The sequence below is a fragment of the Pseudomonas sp. TH43 genome, assembly GCF_016650635.1.
Lineage (GTDB): Bacteria > Pseudomonadota > Gammaproteobacteria > Pseudomonadales > Pseudomonadaceae > Aquipseudomonas.
Window position 1 is genome coordinate 437,629 of the sequence record NZ_JAEKFI010000004.1, and the last position, 20,965, is coordinate 458,593.

Here is a 20,965-nt window from a genome sequence, read left to right on the forward strand (position 1 = left end):
GTCAAAAAGTCAGCATTTATCGACGCTCACTATGTTGCGATCTTCGGAACGGCCCGCTCCCACAGCTAAACGTTGCGAGGTTTAGGCATCTTGCATGAGGTATATCTGGATCTTTTATTCAAGTACGTCTGGACGACTTTATGTTGCAGCAGCAAAGCCAAGAGGTAGAACTTGCCCCATTCAAACTAGCGGCAAAGATATTCTGCCGTTCGTGCATAGACGCAGTCATATATCAGAAACTTTATTTGGTTCGTATCAGACATATTCGTGCTTGGCGTTGGCAAGTTACGCCCCCCATTTGGCAACAGGAGATTCTGGTTAGCCCGCAACATAACGCCACTTGATCTCGCTGCACTCAATCCGCGATCAAGTTTTATAATCTCTGGCTGGTTAATTAATTTTCATGGCGCAATGTTGACCAGACGAATGATTGATCAGACAGGTTTTTAAGTGAAGCAGAATTAAGTATGTTTCAGTTGCCATTAAAAATACTTAATGAGAGTCACCGATATGGAGCTCGATGCAGAGCAGATGCAGGCGTTTCTGAGCGTCGTCAGGGGCGCCAGCATTCGAAAATGCAGCGACCAGTATTTACCCCTTCAGCGGTTCGGCAACGTATACACGCGCTGGAAGTTCGTGTTGGCCGTTCAGTCATTGTGCGGGGTGGCTTCAGCTTGCCCCGCCTCGCCTTTGGGCTGCACTTGTGAATCTCTCGCCGTATAATCACGCGCTCCTGAAAACAGTCCCACACGTCTCGCTCTCACGCTGACTGCATCCACGTTTTCGACACGCATACTGAAGGGCATCGCTAAAGGCACACCATGGAAACCTCTCTGGAAACAGTCGCCCTTTTCTCCCTCAAGCTCGCCTACGAGGAAGAAGGCCTGAGCCCGATCCTGCGCGATGACATGGTCATGGGTGACTACCAGCGGGACATTTTCGAGTTGTTGGTGCGCCGGCGTGATGTGGAGACCATTCAGTTAAAAGTGAATGAATGCCTGGGACTGGCGCTGGACGCCTTGGGCGGTGTCGAGAAACCGCTCGGGCGTGAGTTGCACAAGCTGTCGGCGGACTTCAGCCAGGCGCAGTCGCTGGAGCAGCTTGATCAGCCGCTGCTCGCGCTCAAGGGTTATCTGAAGGACATTCTGTAATTCAGCGCGCCGCGCGCCCTTATCTATCCATCCTCTGGTTGAAGAAAAATCCCGCCCCCATCGCTCTTCTCCACCGTTTGACACCGATGAAGTGAGTGGCGCGACGCTACTATTTTGTTATCTTGCCGTCCGTCTACAGCGCGCCTCATCAATGCGCGCTGTCTCAGGATTTTTGCAGGTAAAGGAAAGGATCGAATGGCGTTTCTGTGTCTACTCGCATTTCTGGCGACATGGGGTTTAATGTGGCGCTGGGTGGTGAAGAACCGCGGCAACTGGAATCTGTTTTTCGGCAACGTTCTCGGTGCCGGGGCGGGGTTTATTGTCGGCGTGGTGGTGTTTTCGATCACGCTGTCACTGTTTGCACCGGATCTGAAAACTGCAAAAAAGCAGGTTCAGGAAACGGCAACTCAAGCGGTCGCGCCTGCTGCGATGATGCCTGAATCCGAGCCCGAGACTGTTCCTGCGCCGGCCCCGGTCGCCGTCGCGCCGCCGGCACCGGCACCTGCACCTGCACCTGCACCTGCACCTGCACCTGCACCGGACAATTTTCCGGCCTTCGTTGTCGGTAAACCACAGAATGAGCCTTCGCCACCCGAGTCCGCGCTCCTGCCAAACTACAGCAATCGCCTGACCAACACGGTATCCGAGAAGCAGGTTGCAGACGCGCTCGGCCAGGACTTCGCTGCCCTGCGCGCAACCCTCGGCAAAGATCCGAATGCCGATAAATCCTTGATGGCGGCGGTGATGTGCGCGCCGTTCATTCACAGTGCCATGCGCTTCCCGGCGGCGACGCTGATTGCTCCGCAAGTCAGCAACAAAAGCCAGCGCTTCAAGGATCAGGTCTACACGATCAGCAACACCGTCACTGCCCGCAACATGCTTGGCGACGATGTGAGTTATCGCTACACCTGCTCAGTGCAACCAGTACCGGGCAGCGCTGGCGAAAATGCCGAATGGCGACTGCTCGATCTGAAGTTGAAGAAGAGCCAATCTTAAGTCTCGCTTAAGGGTTAAAGGCGCCGGCTGCGCTATCATCGCCGGCCTGTGCGCCTTGAGCTTTGCCTGCGAATGCCTCCAACACCTGATGACCTGATCCCGCTGCCAGCCGTTTTGGCCGGTCCGCTGTTGCGACGGCTGGAACCGACGCGACTGGTGTTGTGGCTGGTGGGTACACGCCAACTGTCACTGACTTTGCGCCTGCACGATGTAGGAGATATTCCTCTCGGTGCCGAGCAATGTACGGTCATTCCTGTAGGCCGTCGGGCATTCATTCACCTCATTGAGGTCACCCTGCAAAGCGCCCTGCCCTGCGACACGCGTATCGACTATGACCTGCTGATTGACGGCATCAGTGGGATCGCTGAGTGGGCACCACATCTGCTGTATGGCGATGCGAAGTGCCCGAACTTCGTTCTGCGTTCGCGGATTGATCAACTGCTACATGGCTCCTGCCGCAAGCCGCATCACCCGGCGGCGGACGGTTTGCTCTGCGTCGATCAACTGTTGGCAACCGAAACCGATCCGCAACAACGCCCGGCCCTGTTGATGATGAGCGGCGATCAGGTGTACGCCGACGACGTTGCCGGGCCGATGCTGAGGGCGATTCATGCCTTGATCGAGCGTCTGGGCCTGTTCGACGAACACCTCGAAGGTGCCGTTGTCAGTGACAGCGCCAAGCTCTACGAACACCCTGCCAGTTACTACCACCGTGCGGATTTGTTACCCGCGCTGGAAGGCAACGAGACATTGCGCGAGCGATTTTTCGGCGGTGCGCGTAAGCCGATTTTCACCAGCAGTAATGCCGATAACCACCTGGTGACTTTGGCCGAAGTCATGGCGATGTACTTGCTGGTTTGGTCGCCGGTTGCCTGGGCACTGATCAATCCGCAAGCCCCTGCGCTGACGCCCGAACGACGTCAGCGCTATGCCCTCGAACAGACGCGGATCGACGGTTTCAAGGCTGGCCTGGGCAACGTCGCTCGAGCACTGGCGCATCTGCCGAGCCTGATGATTTTCGACGATCACGACATCACCGACGACTGGAACCTGTCCGCGCAATGGGAGGAAACGGCCTACGGCCATCCGTTCTCCAAACGCATCATTGGCAACGCGTTGATCGCTTACATGTTGTGTCAGGGCTGGGGCAATAACCCGGACGCCTTCAAGGGGCTGCTGGAGAAAACTCTGGGATTGAGCACCAGCGGCGATGACCAATACCTCGACAGCCCGCTGCAAGACGATCTGATTGACGACCTGCTGCGCTTTCAACATTGGCATTTCGTACTGCCGACGAGTCCGGCGTTGGTGATCATCGATACCCGCACCCGGCGCTGGCGCAGTGAAATGGCGCTCAAGCAACCTTCCGGCCTGCTCGACTGGGAGGCCTTGAGCGAACTGCAACAGGAGCTGCTCGATCACCCGTCGGCGATCATCGTTTCGCCAGCGCCGATCTTCGGCGTGAAGCTGATTGAAACCGTGCAGAAAGTCTTCAGTTGGTGCGGATATCCACTGCTGGTCGACGCGGAAAACTGGATGGCCCATCGCGGCGCGGCACAGGTAATCCTTAACATTTTCCGCCACTCGCGCACACCGGGTAATTACGTGGTGCTGTCCGGCGATGTGCATTATTCCTTCGTCTACGAAGTACTTATCCGACACCGCAAGGCCGGACCACGGATCTGGCAGATCACCAGCAGCGGCATCAAGAACGAGTTTCCAAAAACCCTGCTGGAATGGTTCGACCGCCTCAACCGCTGGCTTTACTCGCCGCGCTCACCGCTGAACTGGTTTACCAAACGCAGGCTGATGCGCATCGTGCCGTACACGCCGGAACACGCGGAAGCGGGTGAACGGTTGTGGAATTCGGCGGGAATCGGCCAGGTGTTTTTCAATGAGCAGGGGCAGCCGCGGGAAATCATTCAGCACAATTCGAATGGCGCGGAGAAAACGCGGATGCGGGCGCCGGATCTGACGGATTATCCGGACTGACGCGCACCCTTCCAATGTAAGAGCGAGCCTGCTCGCGATTACGGTAGGCCATTCAAAACGTACAACGCCTGATACACCGCTATCGCGAGCAGGCTCACTCCTACAGGGGGTTTCGGCTGCGCGTCAGTCCGCAGACACCGCCCGTCCCACACCTCGAGCAATCATCTCCACCTCACGCTCATCAATCGTCAGCGGTGGCAGCAGCCGTATCGTCTTGCCACGCGTGACGTTGATCAGTAATCCATGATCGCGCGCGGCGATCAGCGTCAGGTCACGCACCGGCTGTTTCAGCTCGATACCGATCATCAAGCCCTGGCCGCGAATCGCCAGCACATTGGGGTTGTCCGCCAGTTCTGCGCGTAACCGCGCCAACAGACGCTCACCCTGCAACCGCGCATTTTCCAGCAATCCTTGTTCTTCGATGATATCCAGCACCGTGCAACCCACTCGACAGGCCAGCGGATTGCCGCCGAACGTGCTGCCATGGCTGCCGGGCGTGAACAGATCCGCCGCCCTGCCCCGCGCCAGGCACGCGCCGATCGGCACGCCATTGCCCAGTCCTTTGGCCAGGGTCATGACGTCGGGAACGATGCCTTCGTGCTGGAACGCGAACCAATGGCCGGTGCGGCCGATGCCCGTCTGAATCTCATCGAGCATCAGCATCCAGGCGTGGCGATCGCACATTGCACGAAGCGCTTTCAAATAGCCGGGCGGCGCCAACTGCACGCCGCTTTCGCCCTGAATCGGCTCGACCAGAATCGCCACAATTCGCTCGCCATGTTTGCGCTGCACCTGTTCCAGCGCAGCGAGATCACCGAATGGTACTTTGACGAAATCACCCGGCAATTGGTTGAAACCCAAGCGTACCGCCGGGCCATCGCTGGCCGACAACGTACCCAATGTGCGGCCATGAAAGGCGTTGGCCATTACCACCACCAACGGCTGTTCAATGCCTTTGCGCCAACCGTACAACCGCGCCAGCTTCAGCGCCGTCTCATTGGCCTCGGCACCGGAGTTGTTGAAAAACGCACGCGCCATCCCGGACAGTTCAGTCAGCCGTTTTGCCAGCTGTTGCTGCCAGTCGATGCTGTACAGATTGGAGGTATGCAGCAGCAACCCCGCCTGCTCGCTGATCGCCGAAACAATCTTCGGATGCGAGTGGCCGACGTTGGTCACCGCCACGCCGGCAACCGCATCCAGATACTCGCGACCGGCCTGATCCCACAGTCGGGTGCCCAGGCCTCTGGTGAAACTCAAGGCCAGCGGTTGGTAGGTGTTCATCAGGGCGGCGGTCATGACTTCAAGCTCCAGTGCAGGTCAGTGTGTTGGCAGTATGGTTAGCCACTCGAACTGGATAAACTCAGTAAAACTTCGATCATTTAAAAGCAGGGCTTGATAATGGACGTATTCCAGTCAATGAGCGTCTACGTCAAAGTCGTCGAAGCCGGGAGCATGACGGCGGCCGCGTTGCAGTGCGATATGTCGACGACGATGGTAGGTAATCATCTGAGGGCGCTGGAGCAACGCCTTGGCGTGCAACTGCTGCAACGCACCACCCGACGTCAGCGCCTGACTGAATTCGGCAGCGTTTATTACCAGCGTTGCCTGGATGTACTGGGACTGGTGGCCGACTCAGAACGTCTGGCCGAACAGGCACTCGATGAACCGCGAGGCCTGTTGCGCATTACCGCGCCACTGACCTTTGGTGTAGAACGTTTGGCACCGGCGCTCAGCGATTTTTCCCTGCAGTATCCGCAGGTCAAAATGGATGTGGTACTGACCAACAGCCGTCCGGACCTGCTGGAAAGCGGCCTCGACGTAGCGTTTCGACTGGGCCATTTCGAGGAGTCGAACCTGATCGCCCGTCCCTTGATCGATTACACACTGACCGTGTGCGCCGCCCCGGAATATGTGGCCCGCCGTGGTATGCCGAAGACACCCGAAGACTTGCAGCAACACGACTGCCTGTCGTTCGCCTATCCCGCTGGCGACGATTGGCAATCCGTGGAAAAACGCTGGCGCCTCAGCGGACCGGACGGAGAAATTCTCGTCGACGTCAGCGGGCCGATGCTGATGAATACTTCAGCCGGTTTGCATCAGGCCGCCCGCACCGGCATGGGTATCGTGATGCTGCCCGATGCCCTGGTGGAACAGGATCTGCGCGACGGCAAACTGGTGACCGTCGTTGCCGACTACCAACCTCCCAGCCGTCCCTTGCACTTGCTCTACGCTCCGGATCGCTATCGCTTGCCGAAGCTGCGCCGCTTCGTCGAATTCGCGATGCAGACGTGGGGTAGATCCTGACGTCGAGCGCTGGACTAATCTCGAAAAACTGCTGACAAGGAGTCGAACCATTGATGAAAAACAACCTGACCGTACGCAACCTGTTGCCTGACGAGGTGGAGTCGGTACGGCTGTTCCTCGGACAACATGGCTGGGGGCACCGCACCGGATCCAGCGAACATTTCACGCAACTGATCAACAACTCTCAACGCACGGCGGTTGCCCTGCGCCACGCCCGGATCGTCGGCTTCGCCCGGGGTATCTGCGATGGTTTGTCCAACGGCTACCTGTCGATGGTCGTGGTCGACGGCCAGTACCGGCGCGAAGGCATTGGCCGCCAGCTGGTTGAGCATGTGATGGGCGACAACCCCGACATCACCTGGGTACTGCGCGCCGGACGGGAAGGTGCCGAGGCCTTTTTTGCCAGCCTGGGGTTTGAGACATCGGTGATTGCAATGGAACGGCCGCGATTAAAATAAGCGGCGTCCACCCTGGCAACCGCTATGATCCGGTTCCTCTTTCCAGCACGGACGCTGTGCGATGCTTGTCACTCTACAAAATACCCCCCTGTGGGTTTATGTCGTTTTTCTGGTTCTGCTGTATTTCGGTCTCAAGGCCCGCAAACCGCAACACGAAAGCCGATTTGCGCTGTTATCGACCCCGCTGGTGTTATTGGTCTGGTCGCTGATGTCATTGAACCTGACGGATGATCCAGGCTTGACCCTGGGCGGCTGGCTCATTGCTTTGTTACTGGGCACCCTGTCGGCATGGCTGATTTTCCCGAACAAAGGGGTCAATCTTGATGATCCGGAAACCGGGTTGATCGTGCCGGGCACCTGGAAGGCGCTGATACTGCTCCTGCTTTTTTTTGCCGTGAATTACTACTTCGGCTATCAGAATGACGTGCACCCGGAGCGGGCTGCCGCCCCGGATATGGTGTTGTTCAAAGCCGTCGCATCGGGCTTTATCACTGGTCTGATCAGCGCTCGCTCACTGAAATATTACCGCTTGCTGCGCAGCCTTCAGGCTCAACGCCCGCCATTGAGCAGCCAATGAGTCAGGAGCCACTTTTCACCAACACCGGCTTCTCCTGATAGCGCTGAGCAAACACCTGCTTCAGGCTGGCCACCTTCGGCATGTCGTTGATCACGATGTAGGGATAACTCGGGTGCTCCGTCAGGAAATCCTGGTGATAGTCCTCCGCCGGGTAGAAGCCGTTGTAGCTTTCCAGTTTCGTGACGATGGGTTTATTGAAGGCATGCGCCGCCTCGAGTTGCGTGATGTAGGCCTGCGCAACCTTCTGCTGATCGGCGTTGACCGGGAACAGCGCAGAGCGATATTGCGTGCCGCTGTCCGGCCCTTGGCGGTTGAGTTCAGTGGGGTTGTGGGCCACCGAGAAGTAGATCTGCAGCAGGCTGCCGTAGCTGACCTGAGCCGGATCGAAGGTGACTTGCACCGACTCGGCATGGCCGGTATCGCCTTCGCTGACCCGCTCATACTCTGCCGTATTGGCCGCGCCGCCGGCGTAACCCGAAACGGCTTTCTGCACGCCTTTGACGTGTTGGAAAACACCCTGCACACCCCAGAAGCAGCCACCGGCGAACACCGCCGTTTCGCTGTGTGCCTGAGTGACTTCATCAAGGGTTGGCGGTGGAATGACCACCGCGTCTTCACCGCCCAGGGAGAACGCTGAAACCTGGCCTATCACGCCTGCCACCGCCACTCCCAACAACATACGACGCCATGTAATTTTCATCTCAATAATTCCTGATTAGCCGAAGGTAAAGGCGTAGGCCGACACGCCCGGGTCAAGAAATTCGATGCTGAAGGTCCGATCCTTCACGCCATCGGTTTGTCGCACCAGTTGATACAAGCGCTGCTCGGTCACATGACCGCTACCGTCGGGGGCGACGTCGACACCATGCGCCGCACCCGGCGCCTGGCCGTCGATCAACACTTTGAAACGCACCGGTTTACCGTCCGCTCCCGGCCCAAGCACCAGATGCAGATCGCGGGCATGGAAGCGATAAACGATACGGCTGGCACTGGCACTGGCAGTGGCGCGCTCGGCACCGACGGTCCATTGGCCGCCGAGGCTCCAGTCATTCAGGGCGAGATTGGCGGGAGGGTTGTAGGTCGCGACCTTGTCAGGCTCAAGGTTGATTTGCGCTACGAAATGTTCCGCACGCTGGTAGCCGACATAGGTCTCCGGCGATTGCGCTTCGTTCATGTCCGGCGCCAGTTGCACGCCCTTGGCGTCGGCATTGATCAAACCGTCCGCGACGCTTTTCGCACCGGCTTCACGCAACAATTGCTGTATGACGCGCTCCGATTCGGCGTAGTCCCCTTCGCCAAAATGGTGGTAACGGATACGCCCCTGAGCGTCGGCAAAGTAATGCGCCGGCCAATATTCGTTGTTGAAGGCACGCCAGATCTTGTAGTCGTTATCGATGGCCACCGGGTAGTTGATGCCAAGCTCTTTCATGGCTTTGGTGACGTTGCCGACGTCACGCTCGAAAGCGAATTCCGGGGCGTGTACGCCGATCACCACCAAGCCCTGATCGCGATACTTCTCGGCCCAGGCTTTGACGTACGGCAGCGTGCGCAGGCAGTTGATGCAGGAGTAAGTCCAGAAATCCACCAGCACGACTTTGCCCTTCAACGCTTGGGCATCAAGCGCTGGCGAGTTGAGCCATTGCACAGCGCCATCCAGCGGCGGCAACTGACCCTCGACCGGTAATGTGCCCGCAGCTTTGGCCGCCATTTTCATTGCACCGCCAGCGGCCATCATGTTGCCGTTGGCCGTGTCATCTGCCGGCGGAATCTGCGCCATCATCGCGCCGTTCGCGTTGGCGGTTTTACCCGAAAGCCTGCCGACCAGAGACTGTTCCAGACCACCGGTAGACGCCGTCGATAACCGTGCGAGAACCCCGGTATCAAGCCCCAGCGCAATCGCCGCGACACCGGCCAACATCAATGCGCCGAGGCCACGACGAATCCACTCACCGGTGCCGATCGAACGCTTCATCAGCGCAAAGACCTTACCGCCCAGCAGCAATGCCGCCGCCAGCGATGTAGCGGCGCCCGCCGCGTAAGCGAGCAACAACAGCGTGGTGGCGATGCTTGCCCCTTGCAGTGCTGCGCCGGTCAGAATCAACCCCAGAATCGGCCCGGCACACGGAGCCCAGAGCAGGCCCGTGGCGACGCCGATCAGAAACGAAGCGCCGGGCCGCGGGCGATTGTCCTGCCCGGCGGCTTCCGACAAACGACTGCCCGCCGACACCAGCGGCCGGGTCAGCCGTTCTGCCACGCGCGGCAGCAGCAAGGTCAGCCCGAACAGTGCAACGAACAGCAACGCGAGCCAGCGCCCGTACTGATTGACTTGCACCACCCAACCGCCGCCCACCGCCGCCAACGAGGCGACGAGCGCAAAGGTCACCGCCATCCCCGCCAGCAGCGGCAAGCCACTCTTGATAAACGGCTGCCCGGTGCGAGCGAAGACAAAAGGCAGAACCGGCAGGATGCACGGGCTGACAATCGTCAGCACGCCACCGAGATAAGCGAGAACCAAGAGCCACATAAATTCGTCCTGTTTGAAGTGAAGATCGCGAACGGGTCATGACTCAAGCCGCCACGGCTTTGAAGGTCATTGCCAGGCCGTTCATGCAGTAACGCAGGCCGGTAGGCTTGGGCCCATCATCGAAAACATGTCCCAGATGGCCGCCGCAGCGGCGACAGTGGACCTCGTCGCGAGACATGCCGAACGAGCGGTCCTTGCGCGTGGCCACTGCCTGTTCCAGCGGTGCCCAGAAACTCGGCCAACCGGTGCGGCTGTCAAATTTGGTCGCGGATGAAAACAGCGCCAGATCACACCCGGCACAGGCAAAGGTGCCGGTGCGATGTTCGTTGTTGAGCGGGCTGGTGTAGGCCCGCTCAGTGCCCTCTTCGCGCAGGATCTGGTACTGCTCGTCGGTCAGGAGCGAGTGCCATTGACTGTCGCTGTGAGTCACTTCGAACGCCTCGTCTGCTCGCGCTTCACTGACCAGTGCGGTGCTGGTCGACAATTTTGGCAATACACCCGCCACCAGGGCTGCAACCCCTAGCCCGCCGCCCGCTAACAGAATCTGCCGCCGTGAAAACATGGCCGTCTCCAAAAATTCCAGATGCCCTTCATGGAACACAGCCTAGGCTTGGTTTGATCGCCAAATCCTCACGGGAAGTTAACGAATTCGTGATAACTCGCCCGGAGGAAAACCCGCACAATGCGCCTATCGCGCCGAAGGATTGAGTTTCATGGAACAGACCAAACGCGTTCTCGTGGTCGAGGACGACCTGCACATCGCCGACCTCATTTGCCTGCATCTGCGGGATGAACAATTTGAGGTGACACACAGCGCCGACGGCGACGAAGGCATGCGCCTGCTGCAGCAAGGTCATTGGGATGCATTGATCCTCGACCTGATGCTGCCGGGGGTCGACGGTCTGGAAATCTGCCGCCGCGCCCGGGCCATGGCCCGCTACACACCGATCATCATCACCAGTGCCCGCTCCAGCGAATTGCACCGCATTCTTGGCCTTGAACTGGGCGCCGATGATTACCTCGCCAAACCGTTTTCGATGCTCGAACTGGTGGCCCGGGTCAAAGCCTTGTTGCGCCGCGTCGATGCGATGGCGCGCAATCTGAAGATGGACGCCGGCAGCCTCAGCCTCGATGGCCTGAGCATCGACCCGATCACCCGCGATGTCAGTCTCGACGGGCAGCGCCTCGATCTCACGCCACGGGAGTTCGATCTGCTGTACTTCTTCGCGCGCCAACCGGGCAAAGTCTTCTCGCGGATGGACCTGCTCAACGCCGTCTGGGGCTACAGCCATGAGGGCTACGAACATACGGTGAACACCCACATCAATCGCCTGCGGGCAAAGATCGAAAAAGATCCGGCCCAGCCCTCGCGTATCCTCACGGTGTGGGGCCGCGGCTATAAATTCGGTGCAGAACATCCATGAAATTGACCCTGACGCAGCGCCTGTCCATCGTTTTCGCCGTGTTGCTGCTGGTGTGCTGCGGCACCTCGGCATGGCTGCAAGTGCGTTCCAGTCAGATGCATGAACTGGAGGTGGTGCAGGGGCTGTCGAGGGATCTGGCGCAACACATCGCCCACGACACGGTGCTGATGGACAGCAATGGCCTGATGCCGGGTGCCGTGCGCGAACTGTTCAGTCAGTTGATGCTGGTCAACCCGAGTGTCGAGGTGTATCTGCTCGACACCGAGGGGCGGATCGTCGGCAATGCCGCTCCCGAGGGCCGGATTCGTCGGCAGCAGGTCGATCTGGCGCCGATCCGCCAACTGCTCAACGATCAGCCTCTGCCGATCCTCGGCGATGACCCGCGCAGCATTGACGGGCGTAAGGTTTTCAGCGCCGCGCCGTTGCGGGTCAACGGTAAACCGGCCGGTTATCTGTACGTGGTGTTGCTCAGCGAAGAACATGACCGTTTCGCCGAGCGTGGGGCGACCAGCGCGGCGCTTAACACCGCGCTGCTGTCAATCGGGCTGGTGGCGTTGCTGTGCCTGATTGCCGGTCTTACGGCGTTCAATCTGATTACGCGGCCGCTGCGGCGACTGACCGAAACGGTCAGCCGTTTTGATATCGATGGCGCGCCGCAACCCGTACCGGCACCGGTGGAGAAATCAGCTGACCCGGATGAAATTGCGGTCCTCGACGCGGCTTTCCGGCAGATGCAGAACCGCCTCGGCGAACAGTGGCGCTCCTTGACCCGTCAGGATCAGGAACGCCGCGAACTGGTGGCGAATATTTCCCACGACCTGCGCACGCCTTTGGCTTCGCTGCACGGTTATCTGGAAACCCTGTCACTCAAAGACGCCACGCTGTCCCCAGAGGAACGCCGCCGTTATCTGGGCATCGCTCTCGATCAAAGCCGCAAGGTCGGTGGCCTCGCGCAATCACTGCTGGAGCTGGTGCGCCTCGAGCACGGTTTTGTGCAACCGGTGCTGGAGCGGTTCTCCCTGATTGATCTGGTGCAGGACATCTTTCAGAAATTCGAACTTACGGCCGAAGCACGACAAGTGGAACTCAAGGCGCATTTCGTACCCAACCTGCCAACGGTCTGCGCCGACCTCGGGCTGATCGAACGGGTGCTGACCAATCTCGTTGATAACGCTTTGCGCCATACGCCCCAGGGCGGCGAAATCGAACTGGATCTGAAACCCCATGGCAGTCTGGTCGATGTGACGGTCAGTGACACCGGGCCGGGCATTGCTGCCGAGTTGCGCGAAGGTCTGTTCCTGCGGCCCTTCAATATCGGTGGCGCGCGACGCGACGGCGGCCTGGGGCTGCGCATTGTGCACCGCATTCTGCAACTGCACGGGCGCGAGATTCAGTTGCTGGACATCAGCGGTCGCGGTGCGACGTTCCGCTTCTCGCTGCCGACAGATCAGCAAACGGCCGAACAATGGGTGGTGCGCTCGATGAATCTGAACACCCCGGGGAAATAGTTGAGACCGCCGGCCCGTTGCTCCGTGACAACGCCGCCGCGCTCCCCTAAATTAGTCGGCCTGAAAAAGCCCACGGGCTTGCTCATCTCCACTCAAGTTAAAAAGTAGTGAAATTTCAATGTCCGATTTCAACACCGCTGAATCCGTAGTCACCGAATCGTCCAAAGCGGAATACGAAAACTCCATCAATCTTTCACAACACCTGCCACAAGCCAAAATCATCAGCGAGATGGTCCTGGACGCGTTCCAGTCGACCCGCGAGAGCGACCAGATCCGCGAACTGCGCACCGCAATCCGTCAGGCTCACGACAGCTTCGATGACGACAAGGCCTACGAGCTGATGGGCGAACTCAAGTCTCTGAAAGACGCCGAAGCCGCCGATCTCGCCGCTCTTGAAGACCTCAGCAGCAAGTTCTCGATCGGCCGCATCCTGTCCAGCTTCAAGGACGATCCGGCGTTCCAGGAAATCGTTTACGGCCTGGCTCTCAAAGTGCTGAACCAGACTCATCAGGCGATCAGCAACCCGAGTGGCGGCAAGAGCAAAACAGCCAAGAAGAAAGAAGTCGAAATCTTCATCATCAGTAAAGACGGCATCAGCGTAACTCTGCCAATGCGCACGCCGCGCTCGCGCCTGAGCGTTGACCGTGAAGCGCTGGAATTCCTCGGTTTTACCTTCGTCGGTGAAGGCGAAGAAGCGGAACTGGAAAGCGAAGTCTTCGTTGATAACGAGGGCTCCGAGCAAGCCGTTAACCGCAAGAACATCATCACCGCCCTGCAAAAACAGACCGCGTTTGATGGGTACAGCATCGCTGCGCAGTAATTTTCAGCGCTGACGAAAAAGCCCCGCACTGAGATTCAGGCGGGGCTTTTTGCTTTCCGGCCTGGGGGTTATGCGTCGGAGTGCAATGCCGCAATCATGTCGACTTCAATCGCCGCATTCTTCGGTAACTGATACACACCGACGGTGGTACGCGTGTGCCGGCCAGCATCGCCGAGCACATGGCTGAACACGTCCGATGCGCCGTTGGCCACTTCACTCAGGTCAACAAAGTCCGGCGTCGACTTCACATACACGGTGACCCGCAGCAACGCCTTGATCTTGTCCAGAGAACCGACTGCATCGACGATCAGCGCCAGACAACGCATCGCACTGATGCTCGCGGCGGCCTGGGCATCCCTCAGGGTCAGCTCCAGTCCGACGCGTCCGGGATACTGAATCTTGCCGTGAGTACGCGGCACCATGCCGCTGATGTACAACTCATCGTGATGACGGATCAGCGGCGCGTAATTGCCGCCGGCCGTGTTCTCACCATAGATGTCATAGTTCAGATCCTGGGCCAGGGCAATGAAGCGTTCGTCGCAGGTCATCCTCTCAGTCATTTCGCCCAGCCTCTTTATCGATGCGTGAAGAACAGTTGAGCACCTGTAAAAGGCTTGGCGCTGTCACTGAATTGGTTGGATCCAAATCTAGGGGTTTTGAACCTTAGTCGCAACCCTTCCCCTCACCCTAACCCTCTCCCAGAGGTAGAGGGGACTGATCGCGGAATATTGACGAGTTACACCGACCTGAAAGCGCTTCAGCGAATCCATAACCGCCAAGATGTTTCAGGTCAATAGAGGCCTCGTGATAACTCGGTCGACTCCCTCTCCCTCGGGAGAGGGTTGGGGTGAGGGGAATTTATGACGAGCAACAAAAAACCCCGCACATCTCTCAATGTGCGGGGTTTTTCTTCAAGCCTTTGAGCCTTACGGCGCGTACGTCAGCAGCAACTCCGCCGGCACCTTGAAGTCCAGGGACATCATGACGCTCAACGCGGTGATGGTGAAGATCGAGAACACGAACAGCTTACGTGCCCAGACGGTGTCATCCACCGCTTTGTAGCCGGTCCAGGCCATGTACAACCAGTACATGCCCATGGCCGCGGCTACAGCGAGGTAGCTCATGCCGGCGTAGCCGCTGAAGGTCAGCATCAAGGTCGCCACGAGGAACGCCAGGATGTAGAGCAGAATGTGCTTCTTGGCCACTTGAATCCCGCGCTTCACTGGCAGCACCGGAATCGATGCGGCCAGATAATCGTTGAAGCGGAAGATCGCGATGGCGTAGGAATGCGGCATCTGCCACAGGCTGAACATCACCAGCAACGTCAGCGCGGCCATGTCGAAGCTATTGGTTACAGCAACGTAACCGATCACTGGCGGCATGGCGCCGGACAGACTGCCCACCAGCGTGCCGTGAACCGACTTGCGCTTGAGGTACAGGCTGTAGAAGCCGACGTAGATAACAAAGCCGATTACCGCGAACAGGGCAGCCAACGGGTTGGCCACCTTGTACAACAATGCAACGCCGAGAACACCAAGGATGGTCGCGTAAACCAGGGCCAGTTTCAGGGAGATCAAGCCCTGCACCAGCACGCGGTTTTTAGTGCGTTCCATCTTCAGGTCGATGTCGCGGTCGATGCAGTTGTTGAACACGCAACCGGAGGCGACAACCAGGGACGTGCCGATCATGGCTGCCAGAAACACCGCCAGATCGACATGCCCTTTCGAGGCCAGGAAGAACCCGCCTGCCACAGAAAGCACGTTACCGAAAATGATCCCCGGTTTGGTGATTTGGATAAAGTGCTTGAGCGACATCGGGTCTACCTCACTTCGCCATCATGTACGTGTGGATGCTGAACATGATCCACAACGACAGGCCAACCAGCAGCACGATCACAATCGCGGCGAACACGAAGGCGATCACATTGTTACGTTGCGCAGCCGAACGGTCCAGGTGCAGGAAGTACACCAGGTGGACAACCACCTGGATCACGGCGAAAGCCAGAACGATCATCAGCGTGATCGATTTCGGCAACGACGGGTACATCACCAGTGCAAACGGAATAGCGGTCAGGATCACCGAAAGGATGAAGCCGATCGCGTAGGACTTGACGCTGCCGTGGCTGGCGTCGTGGCTGTCATGGGAGTGTGCGTTAGCCATTACAGGGTCCCCATCAGGTAAACAACGGTGAATACGCAGATCCACACCACGTCCAGGAAGTGCCAGAACAGGCTCAGGCAGCTCAGACGGGTCTTGTTGGTCGCCGTCAGGCCGTGCTTGTTGACCTGGTACATCATGATGCCCATCCAGATCAGACCCGCAGATACGTGCAGACCGTGGGTACCGACCAGGGTGAAGAACGCGGACAGGAAGCCCGAACGGCTAGGACCGAAGCCCTCGGAGATCAGCAGGTGGAACTCGTTGATCTCCATGGCGATAAAGCCTGCGCCCAGCAGGAAGGTCATGAACAACCAGCCCAGAACCTGCTGCTTCTTGCCTTTGTACAACGCCAGCATGGCGAAGCCGTAGGTGATCGAACTGAACAACAGCAGAGCGGTTTCGCCCAGCACGTATGGCAGTTCGAAGATGTCGTGGCCCGCAGGGCCACCGGCGACGTTGTTTACCAGTACCGCGTATACCGCGAAGATCGACGCAAACAGAATGCAGTCGGTCATCAGGTAGAGCCAGAAACCGTATACGGTCATCTCGCCCGAATCGTGGTGATGGTCATCGTGCCCATGTTCACCATGGGCGTGTCCAGCATTGGTCACTAAATTCGACATGGTTTAAGCCTGTTCCAACGAGGTTTCAACACGGGTGGCGTTGGCCGGGATTTTCCCTGCCGCGACCAGACGCTTGTGCTGCTCGGCTTCGATACGTTCGATCGTTTCAACCGGAACCATATAGCCCTGGTCATCACGTGCAGCGTGGATCACGAAGTAGACGACAGTGCCTACCAGGCTCGCGATGGCCAGCCACCAGATGTGCCAGATCATGGCGAAACCGAAGACGGTCAACAGCGCGCCCATCACTACGCCAGTGGCAGTGTTGTTCGGCATGTGGATCGGCTCGTACTTGGCCGGTTGCTGGTACGCAGTACCGTTTTCCTTGGCTTCGGTGAACGGGTCGATGCAGTCAGCCTTAGGCAGCACAGCGAAGTTGTAGAACGGAGGTGGCGACGAGGTCGACCATTCCAGAGTGTGTGCATTCCACGGGTCACCGTGATCGCAGATGTTCTCTGGCTTGTTGCGGTCACGCACACTGACGTACAGCTGAATCAGTTGGCAGGCGATACCGGCAGCAATCATCACCGCACCGAACATGGCAACGTACAGGTACGGTACCCACTCAGGGTTGGTGGTGGCGTTCAGACGACGGGTCATGCCCATGAAGCCCAGTGCATAGAGCGGCATGAACGCGACGAAGAAGCCCGAGATCCAGAACCAGAACGCTGCTTTACCCCAGCCTTCGTGCAGCTTGAAGCCGAACGCTTTCGGGAAGTAGAAGGCGAAACCGGCGATGTAACCGAATACCGCACCGCCGATGATCACGTTGTGGAAGTGCGCGATCACGAACAGGCTGTTGTGCAGAACGAAGTCAGCACCCGGGATGGCCAGCAGTACGCCGGTCATGCCGCCGATGGCGAAGGTCACCATGAAGCCCAGAGTCCACAGCACCTGGCTGGTGAAGCGCAGGCGGCCCTGGTAGATGGTGAACAGCCAGTTGAATAGCTTCACACCCGTCGGGATGGAAATCAGCATCGTCGCCAGACCGAAGAAGGCGTTGACGCTTGCACCCGAACCCATGGTGAAGAAGTGGTGCAGCCAAACCATGAAGCCCAGTACCGAGATCGCGCCCGAGGCGTAGATCATCGAGTGGTGGCCGAACAGTTTCTTGCCGGTGAAGGCCGAGATGACTTCCGAGAAAATGCCGAATGCCGGCAGGATCAGGATGTATACCTCAGGGTGGCCCCACGCCCAGAACAGGTTGACGTACATCATTGGATTGCCACCAAGTTCATTGGTGAAAATGTGGAAATCCATGTAACGGTCAAGGGTCAGCAGTGCCAGGGTAGCGGTCAGGATCGGGAACGAAGCCACGATCAGAACGTTAGCCCAGGTGCAGGTCCAGGTGAAGATCGGCATGTCCATCAGTTTCATGCCAGGGGTACGCATTTTCAGCACGGTCGCGAGGAAGTTAACCCCCGTTAGCGTCGTACCTAACCCGGACAGCTGTAGCGCCCAGATGTAGTAGTCCATGCCCACGCCAGGGCTGTATTGCAGACCCGACAGCGGTGGATAAGCAACCCAACCGGTCTTGGCGAATTCGCCAACGCCCAGGGACAGGTTGATCAGCACAACGCCGGACACCAGCAGCCAGAAGCTCAGGGAGTTCAGGAACGGGAAGGCAACGTCACGTGCGCCGATCTGCAGCGGCACTGCAAGGTTCATCAGGCCGGTGAAGAATGGCATCGCCATGAAGATGATCATGATCACACCGTGAGCGGTGAAGATCTGGTCATAGTGTTCAGGCGGCAGGTAGCCAGGCGAACCCTCGGTGGCCATGGCCAACTGGGTACGCATCATGATGGCGTCGGCAAAGCCGCGCAGCAGCATGACCATGGCGACGATGATGTACATCACGCCGATTTTCTTGTGGTCAACCGAGGTCAACCACTCGGTCCACAAGTAGGTCCACTTCTTGAAGTAGGTGATTGCAGCGAACAGCGCCAGACCACCGAGCGCGATCATGGCGATGGTAATCATCACGATCGGTTCGTGGAATGGGACGGCTTCCCAACTTAATTTACCAAACATCGTTTACTCCTCTGCCCCGGCAGCTGAATGCGAACTCGAGTCAATTTCCGTGGCCGCCACTTCTTTCTCTTTCTTCTCGTGCTTCAGTGGCTTGCCCGGCTTCATACCTTCGTACTTGTCGACGATGATCTGGAACTGGTTCGGCGTGACCGAGGAGTAGAGCTCGACTGGGTTGTTCTGGCTTGGCTTGGCAAGGGCTGCGTATTCAGCTTGATCAAGCTGTTTAGGTGACTTCTTGACTTCACTTACCCAGGCGTCGAAATCTTCCTGAGTCGTTGAGATGGCTTTGAACTTCATGCCGGTGAAACCCGCGCCGCTGTAGTTGGCGGAGATACCGTCCATTTCAGCGTTGCGGTCAGCGATCAGGTGCAGTTTGGTCTGCATGCCCGCCATCGCGTAGATCTGGCCGCCCAGACCCGGGATGAAGAACGAGTTCATCACAGCGTCAGAGGTGATCTTGAAGTTGATTGGCGTGTGCGCCGGGAACACGATCTTGTTGACCGTGGCAATGCCTTGTTCCGGGTAGATGAACAGCCACTTCCAGTCCAGCGCGACCACTTCGATGGTCACTGGCTTGACGTCAGACTCAATCGGACGATACGGGTCCAGTTCGTGAGTCGAGATGTAAGTGATGTAACCCAGGGCAATGATGATCAGGACCGGGATGGTCCACACAGCCACTTCGATTTTGGTCGAGTGCGACCATTTCGGGGTGTAGACGGCGTTCTTGTTCGACGCGCGGTATTTCCAGGCGAACAGGAAGGTCATGACGATAACCGGCACAACGACCAACAGCATCAGCAGGGTCGCGGTGATGATCAGGTTGCGCTGTTCCAGGCCGACCTGGCCCGTTGGATTGAGCAAGGTCATGTTGCAGCCTCCCAGCAACAACGTGCCGAGCAGCGGCACTAGGCCTAGTAATCTGGGGTACCTGTTTTTACTCATCTCACGACCTCTAAAGCAGCTTGCGCAATGCAGTTGGGTTTTGATCGCCAACACTTCACCCTGCCAAGGGTTGGCATTTTCTTTGGATTGAATAAGGGCCGCCCGTCGCGCGTCAGACGCTCGACAAATCCCGGGACAGCGTTAAGTTCTTATTCGAATTCGTGGTCAAAGGCCTTGTTACAGACCAATTCCATTTGGTGCGGAAAGTTGGAAGGCACCGACACCTGGGTGTCTTGAAAGCCTCTCGACTTGCTCGACACCCGACTTCCTGCGCAGCCCTTTAATAAAGTGCTCCTTAATAAAGGCTGAACAGTGCCGGGAATTCAGTGCGGGCGATTGTAGATAGGTAGCGCCCTATACACCATGTCTTATCCCGAAATAATTTTTATCCATTCGAGCAACAATCCATCACCATTTTTGCAAAAGTTCCGCATGTTATCGAAATCGATTCTCAACAAAAACACCAAAAAATGTAGGTGTATCCGCCTCAGTTCAGACAGCTCCGAAGGCTTTTTCTGAACGTCTGATCGGCGCAAAGCCCGATATTCCAAGGGCTCTGGCCATTTGCCAGAGCGTGTTAAAACTGCCTGATCTGGCACTCACGTTCAAAACCAGAAAAACCCTGAAACAGACCAATGTTTTTATGTAACAAGAGGCCAATCGGCCACTTCACGAACCCCTGCGGCACACCGCGTGTGACAACATGTCGCACACCTGCCGCACCCTCCCTTGCCGTTCGTCACGGCGATTTCACAAAGTCTCTGAACGGCAAAACGCCCCGACTTGCTGATCCGCAAATCGAGGCGTTAGCTGTATCGGCGCAACTGCCGAAAAGTTGATTCAGCGCAGTTCTTTTCGGTTACGCGAGGTCAGCAGTGGCACCAGGATCACCACCAGCACAAACGCCACCAGCGCCCATTGCGCCAGCGACAGGCCGAGGATCGGCGGATACGGCGTCGAGCAGAAACCGTCAACCTGGAATCCCAGCGGGAAGATCTTCGCCAATGGCAGATCATCGACAATCGGCTGCAACACATCGATGCCACAGCTGACTGCCGGATAGAACTGGGTATACACGTGGTGCCCGGCAACGCCGGCCCCGGCAATCGCACAAATCACCACCAGCACCTCGAACACGGTGATGCTGCGCCGCGTGCGCATGGCCGCGCCGATGAACGCGAACAGCGCGATCAGCAGCAACGCATAACGCTGCAAAATACACAGTGGGCACGGCGCTTCGCCGAGCACGATCTGCATGTACAGCGCGCCACCGATCAGCGCCAGGCAGATGATCCCCAGCAGCACCAGAAAGCGCCGTTCACGGCCCAACCGAATCGTTTCCTCGCTCATTGCCTTTCCCTTGTATGTCCATGGTTCAGCCGGCCAGCGGCTGAAAGTTGTCGCAAGTCTACACCGGGGCAATAAACGATAAAGCGGTTAAGGAACCAT

General features: G+C 57.9%; 20 protein-coding genes. 9 read left to right on the forward strand and 11 right to left on the reverse strand.

Annotated elements, in window-relative coordinates; translation table 11 throughout:
• Window positions 1-821: 821 nt before the first annotated feature.
• From JFT81_RS18255 to JFT81_RS18265, 3 genes are all read left to right on the forward strand, one after another.
• On the forward strand, window positions 822-1,151 hold the full coding sequence (locus tag JFT81_RS18255) for a hypothetical protein (protein WP_201206483.1): 330 nt from the start codon (window positions 822-824) through the stop codon (window positions 1,149-1,151).
• A 195-nt stretch (window positions 1,152-1,346) separates the two neighbouring features.
• Window positions 1,347-2,147, forward strand: coding sequence for a hypothetical protein (locus JFT81_RS18260; protein WP_201228409.1), 801 nt, complete (start codon window positions 1,347-1,349; stop codon window positions 2,145-2,147).
• A 72-nt stretch (window positions 2,148-2,219) separates the two neighbouring features.
• Entirely contained in the window at window positions 2,220-4,139 is a 1,920-nt protein-coding gene (locus JFT81_RS18265; protein WP_201228410.1) for an alkaline phosphatase D family protein, read from the forward strand.
• A 123-nt stretch (window positions 4,140-4,262) separates the two neighbouring features.
• On the opposite strand, the gene JFT81_RS18270 is transcribed toward JFT81_RS18265, so the two are convergent.
• Window positions 4,263-5,435, reverse strand: a complete 1,173-nt coding sequence (locus JFT81_RS18270) for an aspartate aminotransferase family protein (RefSeq protein WP_201228411.1) — start codon at window positions 5,433-5,435, stop codon at window positions 4,263-4,265.
• 102 nt (window positions 5,436-5,537) lie between these two features.
• Between JFT81_RS18270 and JFT81_RS18275 the strand changes: the two genes are divergently transcribed.
• The 3 genes from JFT81_RS18275 to JFT81_RS18285 all read left to right on the forward strand — a co-directional run bounded on the left by JFT81_RS18275 (window position 5,538) and on the right by JFT81_RS18285 (window position 7,478).
• The gene (locus JFT81_RS18275) at window positions 5,538-6,443 is read left to right on the forward strand and encodes a LysR family transcriptional regulator (protein ID WP_201228412.1); all 906 of its coding nucleotides are present in this window, start codon (window positions 5,538-5,540) and stop codon (window positions 6,441-6,443) included.
• Window positions 6,444-6,496: 53 nt separating this feature from the next.
• Window positions 6,497-6,901: a GNAT family N-acetyltransferase gene (locus JFT81_RS18280; protein ID WP_201228413.1), complete on the forward strand. Its 405-nt coding sequence runs from the start codon at window positions 6,497-6,499 to the stop codon at window positions 6,899-6,901.
• A 61-nt stretch (window positions 6,902-6,962) separates the two neighbouring features.
• On the forward strand, window positions 6,963-7,478 hold the full coding sequence (locus JFT81_RS18285) for a DUF6622 family protein (protein ID WP_201228414.1): 516 nt from the start codon (window positions 6,963-6,965) through the stop codon (window positions 7,476-7,478).
• Window position 7,479: 1 nt separating this feature from the next.
• On the opposite strand, the gene msrA is transcribed toward JFT81_RS18285, so the two are convergent.
• Genes msrA through msrB form a run of 3 tightly spaced genes read right to left on the reverse strand, consistent with a single transcriptional unit; the run spans window position 7,480 to window position 10,564 of the window.
• Window positions 7,480-8,178 carry a peptide-methionine (S)-S-oxide reductase MsrA gene (gene msrA, locus JFT81_RS18290; protein ID WP_201228415.1) on the reverse strand — a complete coding sequence of 233 codons (699 nt, stop codon included), beginning with the start codon at window positions 8,176-8,178 and terminating at the stop codon, window positions 7,480-7,482.
• Between the two features lie 15 nt (window positions 8,179-8,193).
• The gene (locus JFT81_RS18295) at window positions 8,194-10,002 is read right to left on the reverse strand and encodes a cytochrome c biogenesis protein DipZ (protein ID WP_201228416.1); all 1,809 of its coding nucleotides are present in this window, start codon (window positions 10,000-10,002) and stop codon (window positions 8,194-8,196) included.
• Window positions 10,003-10,045: 43 nt separating this feature from the next.
• On the reverse strand, window positions 10,046-10,564 hold the full coding sequence (msrB, locus tag JFT81_RS18300) for a peptide-methionine (R)-S-oxide reductase MsrB (protein ID WP_201228417.1): 519 nt from the start codon (window positions 10,562-10,564) through the stop codon (window positions 10,046-10,048).
• Between the two features lie 151 nt (window positions 10,565-10,715).
• Between msrB and JFT81_RS18305 the strand changes: the two genes are divergently transcribed.
• The 3 genes from JFT81_RS18305 (at window position 10,716) to JFT81_RS18315 (ending at window position 13,754) form a co-directional block, all read left to right on the forward strand.
• Window positions 10,716-11,426 (forward strand): response regulator transcription factor, encoded by a 711-nt coding sequence (locus tag JFT81_RS18305; protein ID WP_201147677.1) that lies wholly within the window; start codon window positions 10,716-10,718, stop codon window positions 11,424-11,426.
• Window positions 11,423-12,934: a HAMP domain-containing sensor histidine kinase gene (locus JFT81_RS18310; protein ID WP_201228418.1), complete on the forward strand. Its 1,512-nt coding sequence runs from the start codon at window positions 11,423-11,425 to the stop codon at window positions 12,932-12,934. The genes JFT81_RS18305 and JFT81_RS18310 overlap by 4 nt, the downstream gene beginning before the upstream one ends.
• 118 nt (window positions 12,935-13,052) lie before the next feature.
• A complete protein-coding gene (locus JFT81_RS18315; protein WP_201228419.1) occupies window positions 13,053-13,754 on the forward strand; it encodes a hypothetical protein in 702 nt (233 codons plus the stop codon).
• Between the two features lie 68 nt (window positions 13,755-13,822).
• Here JFT81_RS18315 and JFT81_RS18320 read toward each other — a convergent pair whose 3' ends face one another.
• From JFT81_RS18320 to JFT81_RS18350, 7 genes are all read right to left on the reverse strand, one after another.
• Entirely contained in the window at window positions 13,823-14,314 is a 492-nt protein-coding gene (locus tag JFT81_RS18320) for a RidA family protein (RefSeq protein WP_201206504.1), read from the reverse strand.
• 366 nt (window positions 14,315-14,680) lie between these two features.
• The gene (gene cyoE / locus JFT81_RS18325; RefSeq protein ID WP_053123579.1) at window positions 14,681-15,568 is read right to left on the reverse strand and encodes a heme o synthase; all 888 of its coding nucleotides are present in this window, start codon (window positions 15,566-15,568) and stop codon (window positions 14,681-14,683) included.
• 10 nt (window positions 15,569-15,578) lie between these two features.
• Window positions 15,579-15,914 carry a cytochrome o ubiquinol oxidase subunit IV gene (gene cyoD, locus JFT81_RS18330; protein WP_201147669.1) on the reverse strand — a complete coding sequence of 112 codons (336 nt, stop codon included), beginning with the start codon at window positions 15,912-15,914 and terminating at the stop codon, window positions 15,579-15,581.
• Window positions 15,914-16,537: a cytochrome o ubiquinol oxidase subunit III gene (gene cyoC, locus JFT81_RS18335; RefSeq protein ID WP_129395410.1), complete on the reverse strand. Its 624-nt coding sequence runs from the start codon at window positions 16,535-16,537 to the stop codon at window positions 15,914-15,916. The genes cyoD and cyoC overlap by 1 nt, the downstream gene beginning before the upstream one ends.
• Window positions 16,538-16,540: 3 nt before the next feature.
• Window positions 16,541-18,571, reverse strand: coding sequence for a cytochrome o ubiquinol oxidase subunit I (cyoB, locus tag JFT81_RS18340; protein ID WP_158958288.1), 2,031 nt, complete (start codon window positions 18,569-18,571; stop codon window positions 16,541-16,543).
• Window positions 18,572-18,574: 3 nt separating this feature from the next.
• Window positions 18,575-19,516, reverse strand: coding sequence for a ubiquinol oxidase subunit II (gene cyoA / locus JFT81_RS18345; protein WP_008084799.1), 942 nt, complete (start codon window positions 19,514-19,516; stop codon window positions 18,575-18,577).
• An 840-nt stretch (window positions 19,517-20,356) separates the two neighbouring features.
• Entirely contained in the window at window positions 20,357-20,866 is a 510-nt protein-coding gene (locus JFT81_RS18350; RefSeq protein ID WP_201228420.1) for a disulfide bond formation protein B, read from the reverse strand.
• Between the last annotated feature and the right edge of the window lie 99 nt (window positions 20,867-20,965).

Excerpts from the sequence above, each read along its gene's own strand:
- cyoE (WP_053123579.1), bottom strand. The coding sequence starts at position 15,568 with ATGTCGCTCAAGCACTTTATCCAAATCACCAAACCGGGGATCATTTTC.
- JFT81_RS18320 (WP_201206504.1), bottom strand. The coding sequence starts at position 14,314 with ATGACTGAGAGGATGACCTGCGACGAACGCTTCATTGCCCTGGCCCAG.
- JFT81_RS18310 (WP_201228418.1), top strand. The coding sequence starts at position 11,423 with ATGAAATTGACCCTGACGCAGCGCCTGTCCATCGTTTTCGCCGTGTTG.
- cyoB (WP_158958288.1), bottom strand. The coding sequence starts at position 18,571 with ATGTTTGGTAAATTAAGTTGGGAAGCCGTCCCATTCCACGAACCGATC.
- JFT81_RS18305 (WP_201147677.1), top strand. The coding sequence starts at position 10,716 with ATGGAACAGACCAAACGCGTTCTCGTGGTCGAGGACGACCTGCACATC.
- JFT81_RS18260 (WP_201228409.1), top strand. The coding sequence starts at position 1,347 with ATGGCGTTTCTGTGTCTACTCGCATTTCTGGCGACATGGGGTTTAATG.
- JFT81_RS18285 (WP_201228414.1), top strand. The coding sequence starts at position 6,963 with ATGCTTGTCACTCTACAAAATACCCCCCTGTGGGTTTATGTCGTTTTT.
- JFT81_RS18280 (WP_201228413.1), top strand. The coding sequence starts at position 6,497 with ATGAAAAACAACCTGACCGTACGCAACCTGTTGCCTGACGAGGTGGAG.
- JFT81_RS18350 (WP_201228420.1), bottom strand. The coding sequence starts at position 20,866 with ATGAGCGAGGAAACGATTCGGTTGGGCCGTGAACGGCGCTTTCTGGTG.
- JFT81_RS18315 (WP_201228419.1), top strand. The coding sequence starts at position 13,053 with ATGTCCGATTTCAACACCGCTGAATCCGTAGTCACCGAATCGTCCAAA.
- JFT81_RS18295 (WP_201228416.1), bottom strand. The coding sequence starts at position 10,002 with ATGTGGCTCTTGGTTCTCGCTTATCTCGGTGGCGTGCTGACGATTGTC.
- msrA (WP_201228415.1), bottom strand. The coding sequence starts at position 8,178 with ATGAAAATTACATGGCGTCGTATGTTGTTGGGAGTGGCGGTGGCAGGC.
- msrB (WP_201228417.1), bottom strand. The coding sequence starts at position 10,564 with ATGTTTTCACGGCGGCAGATTCTGTTAGCGGGCGGCGGGCTAGGGGTT.
- JFT81_RS18275 (WP_201228412.1), top strand. The coding sequence starts at position 5,538 with ATGGACGTATTCCAGTCAATGAGCGTCTACGTCAAAGTCGTCGAAGCC.
- JFT81_RS18270 (WP_201228411.1), bottom strand. The coding sequence starts at position 5,435 with ATGACCGCCGCCCTGATGAACACCTACCAACCGCTGGCCTTGAGTTTC.
- JFT81_RS18265 (WP_201228410.1), top strand. The coding sequence starts at position 2,220 with ATGCCTCCAACACCTGATGACCTGATCCCGCTGCCAGCCGTTTTGGCC.
- cyoA (WP_008084799.1), bottom strand. The coding sequence starts at position 19,516 with ATGAGTAAAAACAGGTACCCCAGATTACTAGGCCTAGTGCCGCTGCTC.
- JFT81_RS18255 (WP_201206483.1), top strand. The coding sequence starts at position 822 with ATGGAAACCTCTCTGGAAACAGTCGCCCTTTTCTCCCTCAAGCTCGCC.
- cyoC (WP_129395410.1), bottom strand. The coding sequence starts at position 16,537 with ATGTCGAATTTAGTGACCAATGCTGGACACGCCCATGGTGAACATGGG.
- cyoD (WP_201147669.1), bottom strand. The coding sequence starts at position 15,914 with ATGGCTAACGCACACTCCCATGACAGCCACGACGCCAGCCACGGCAGC.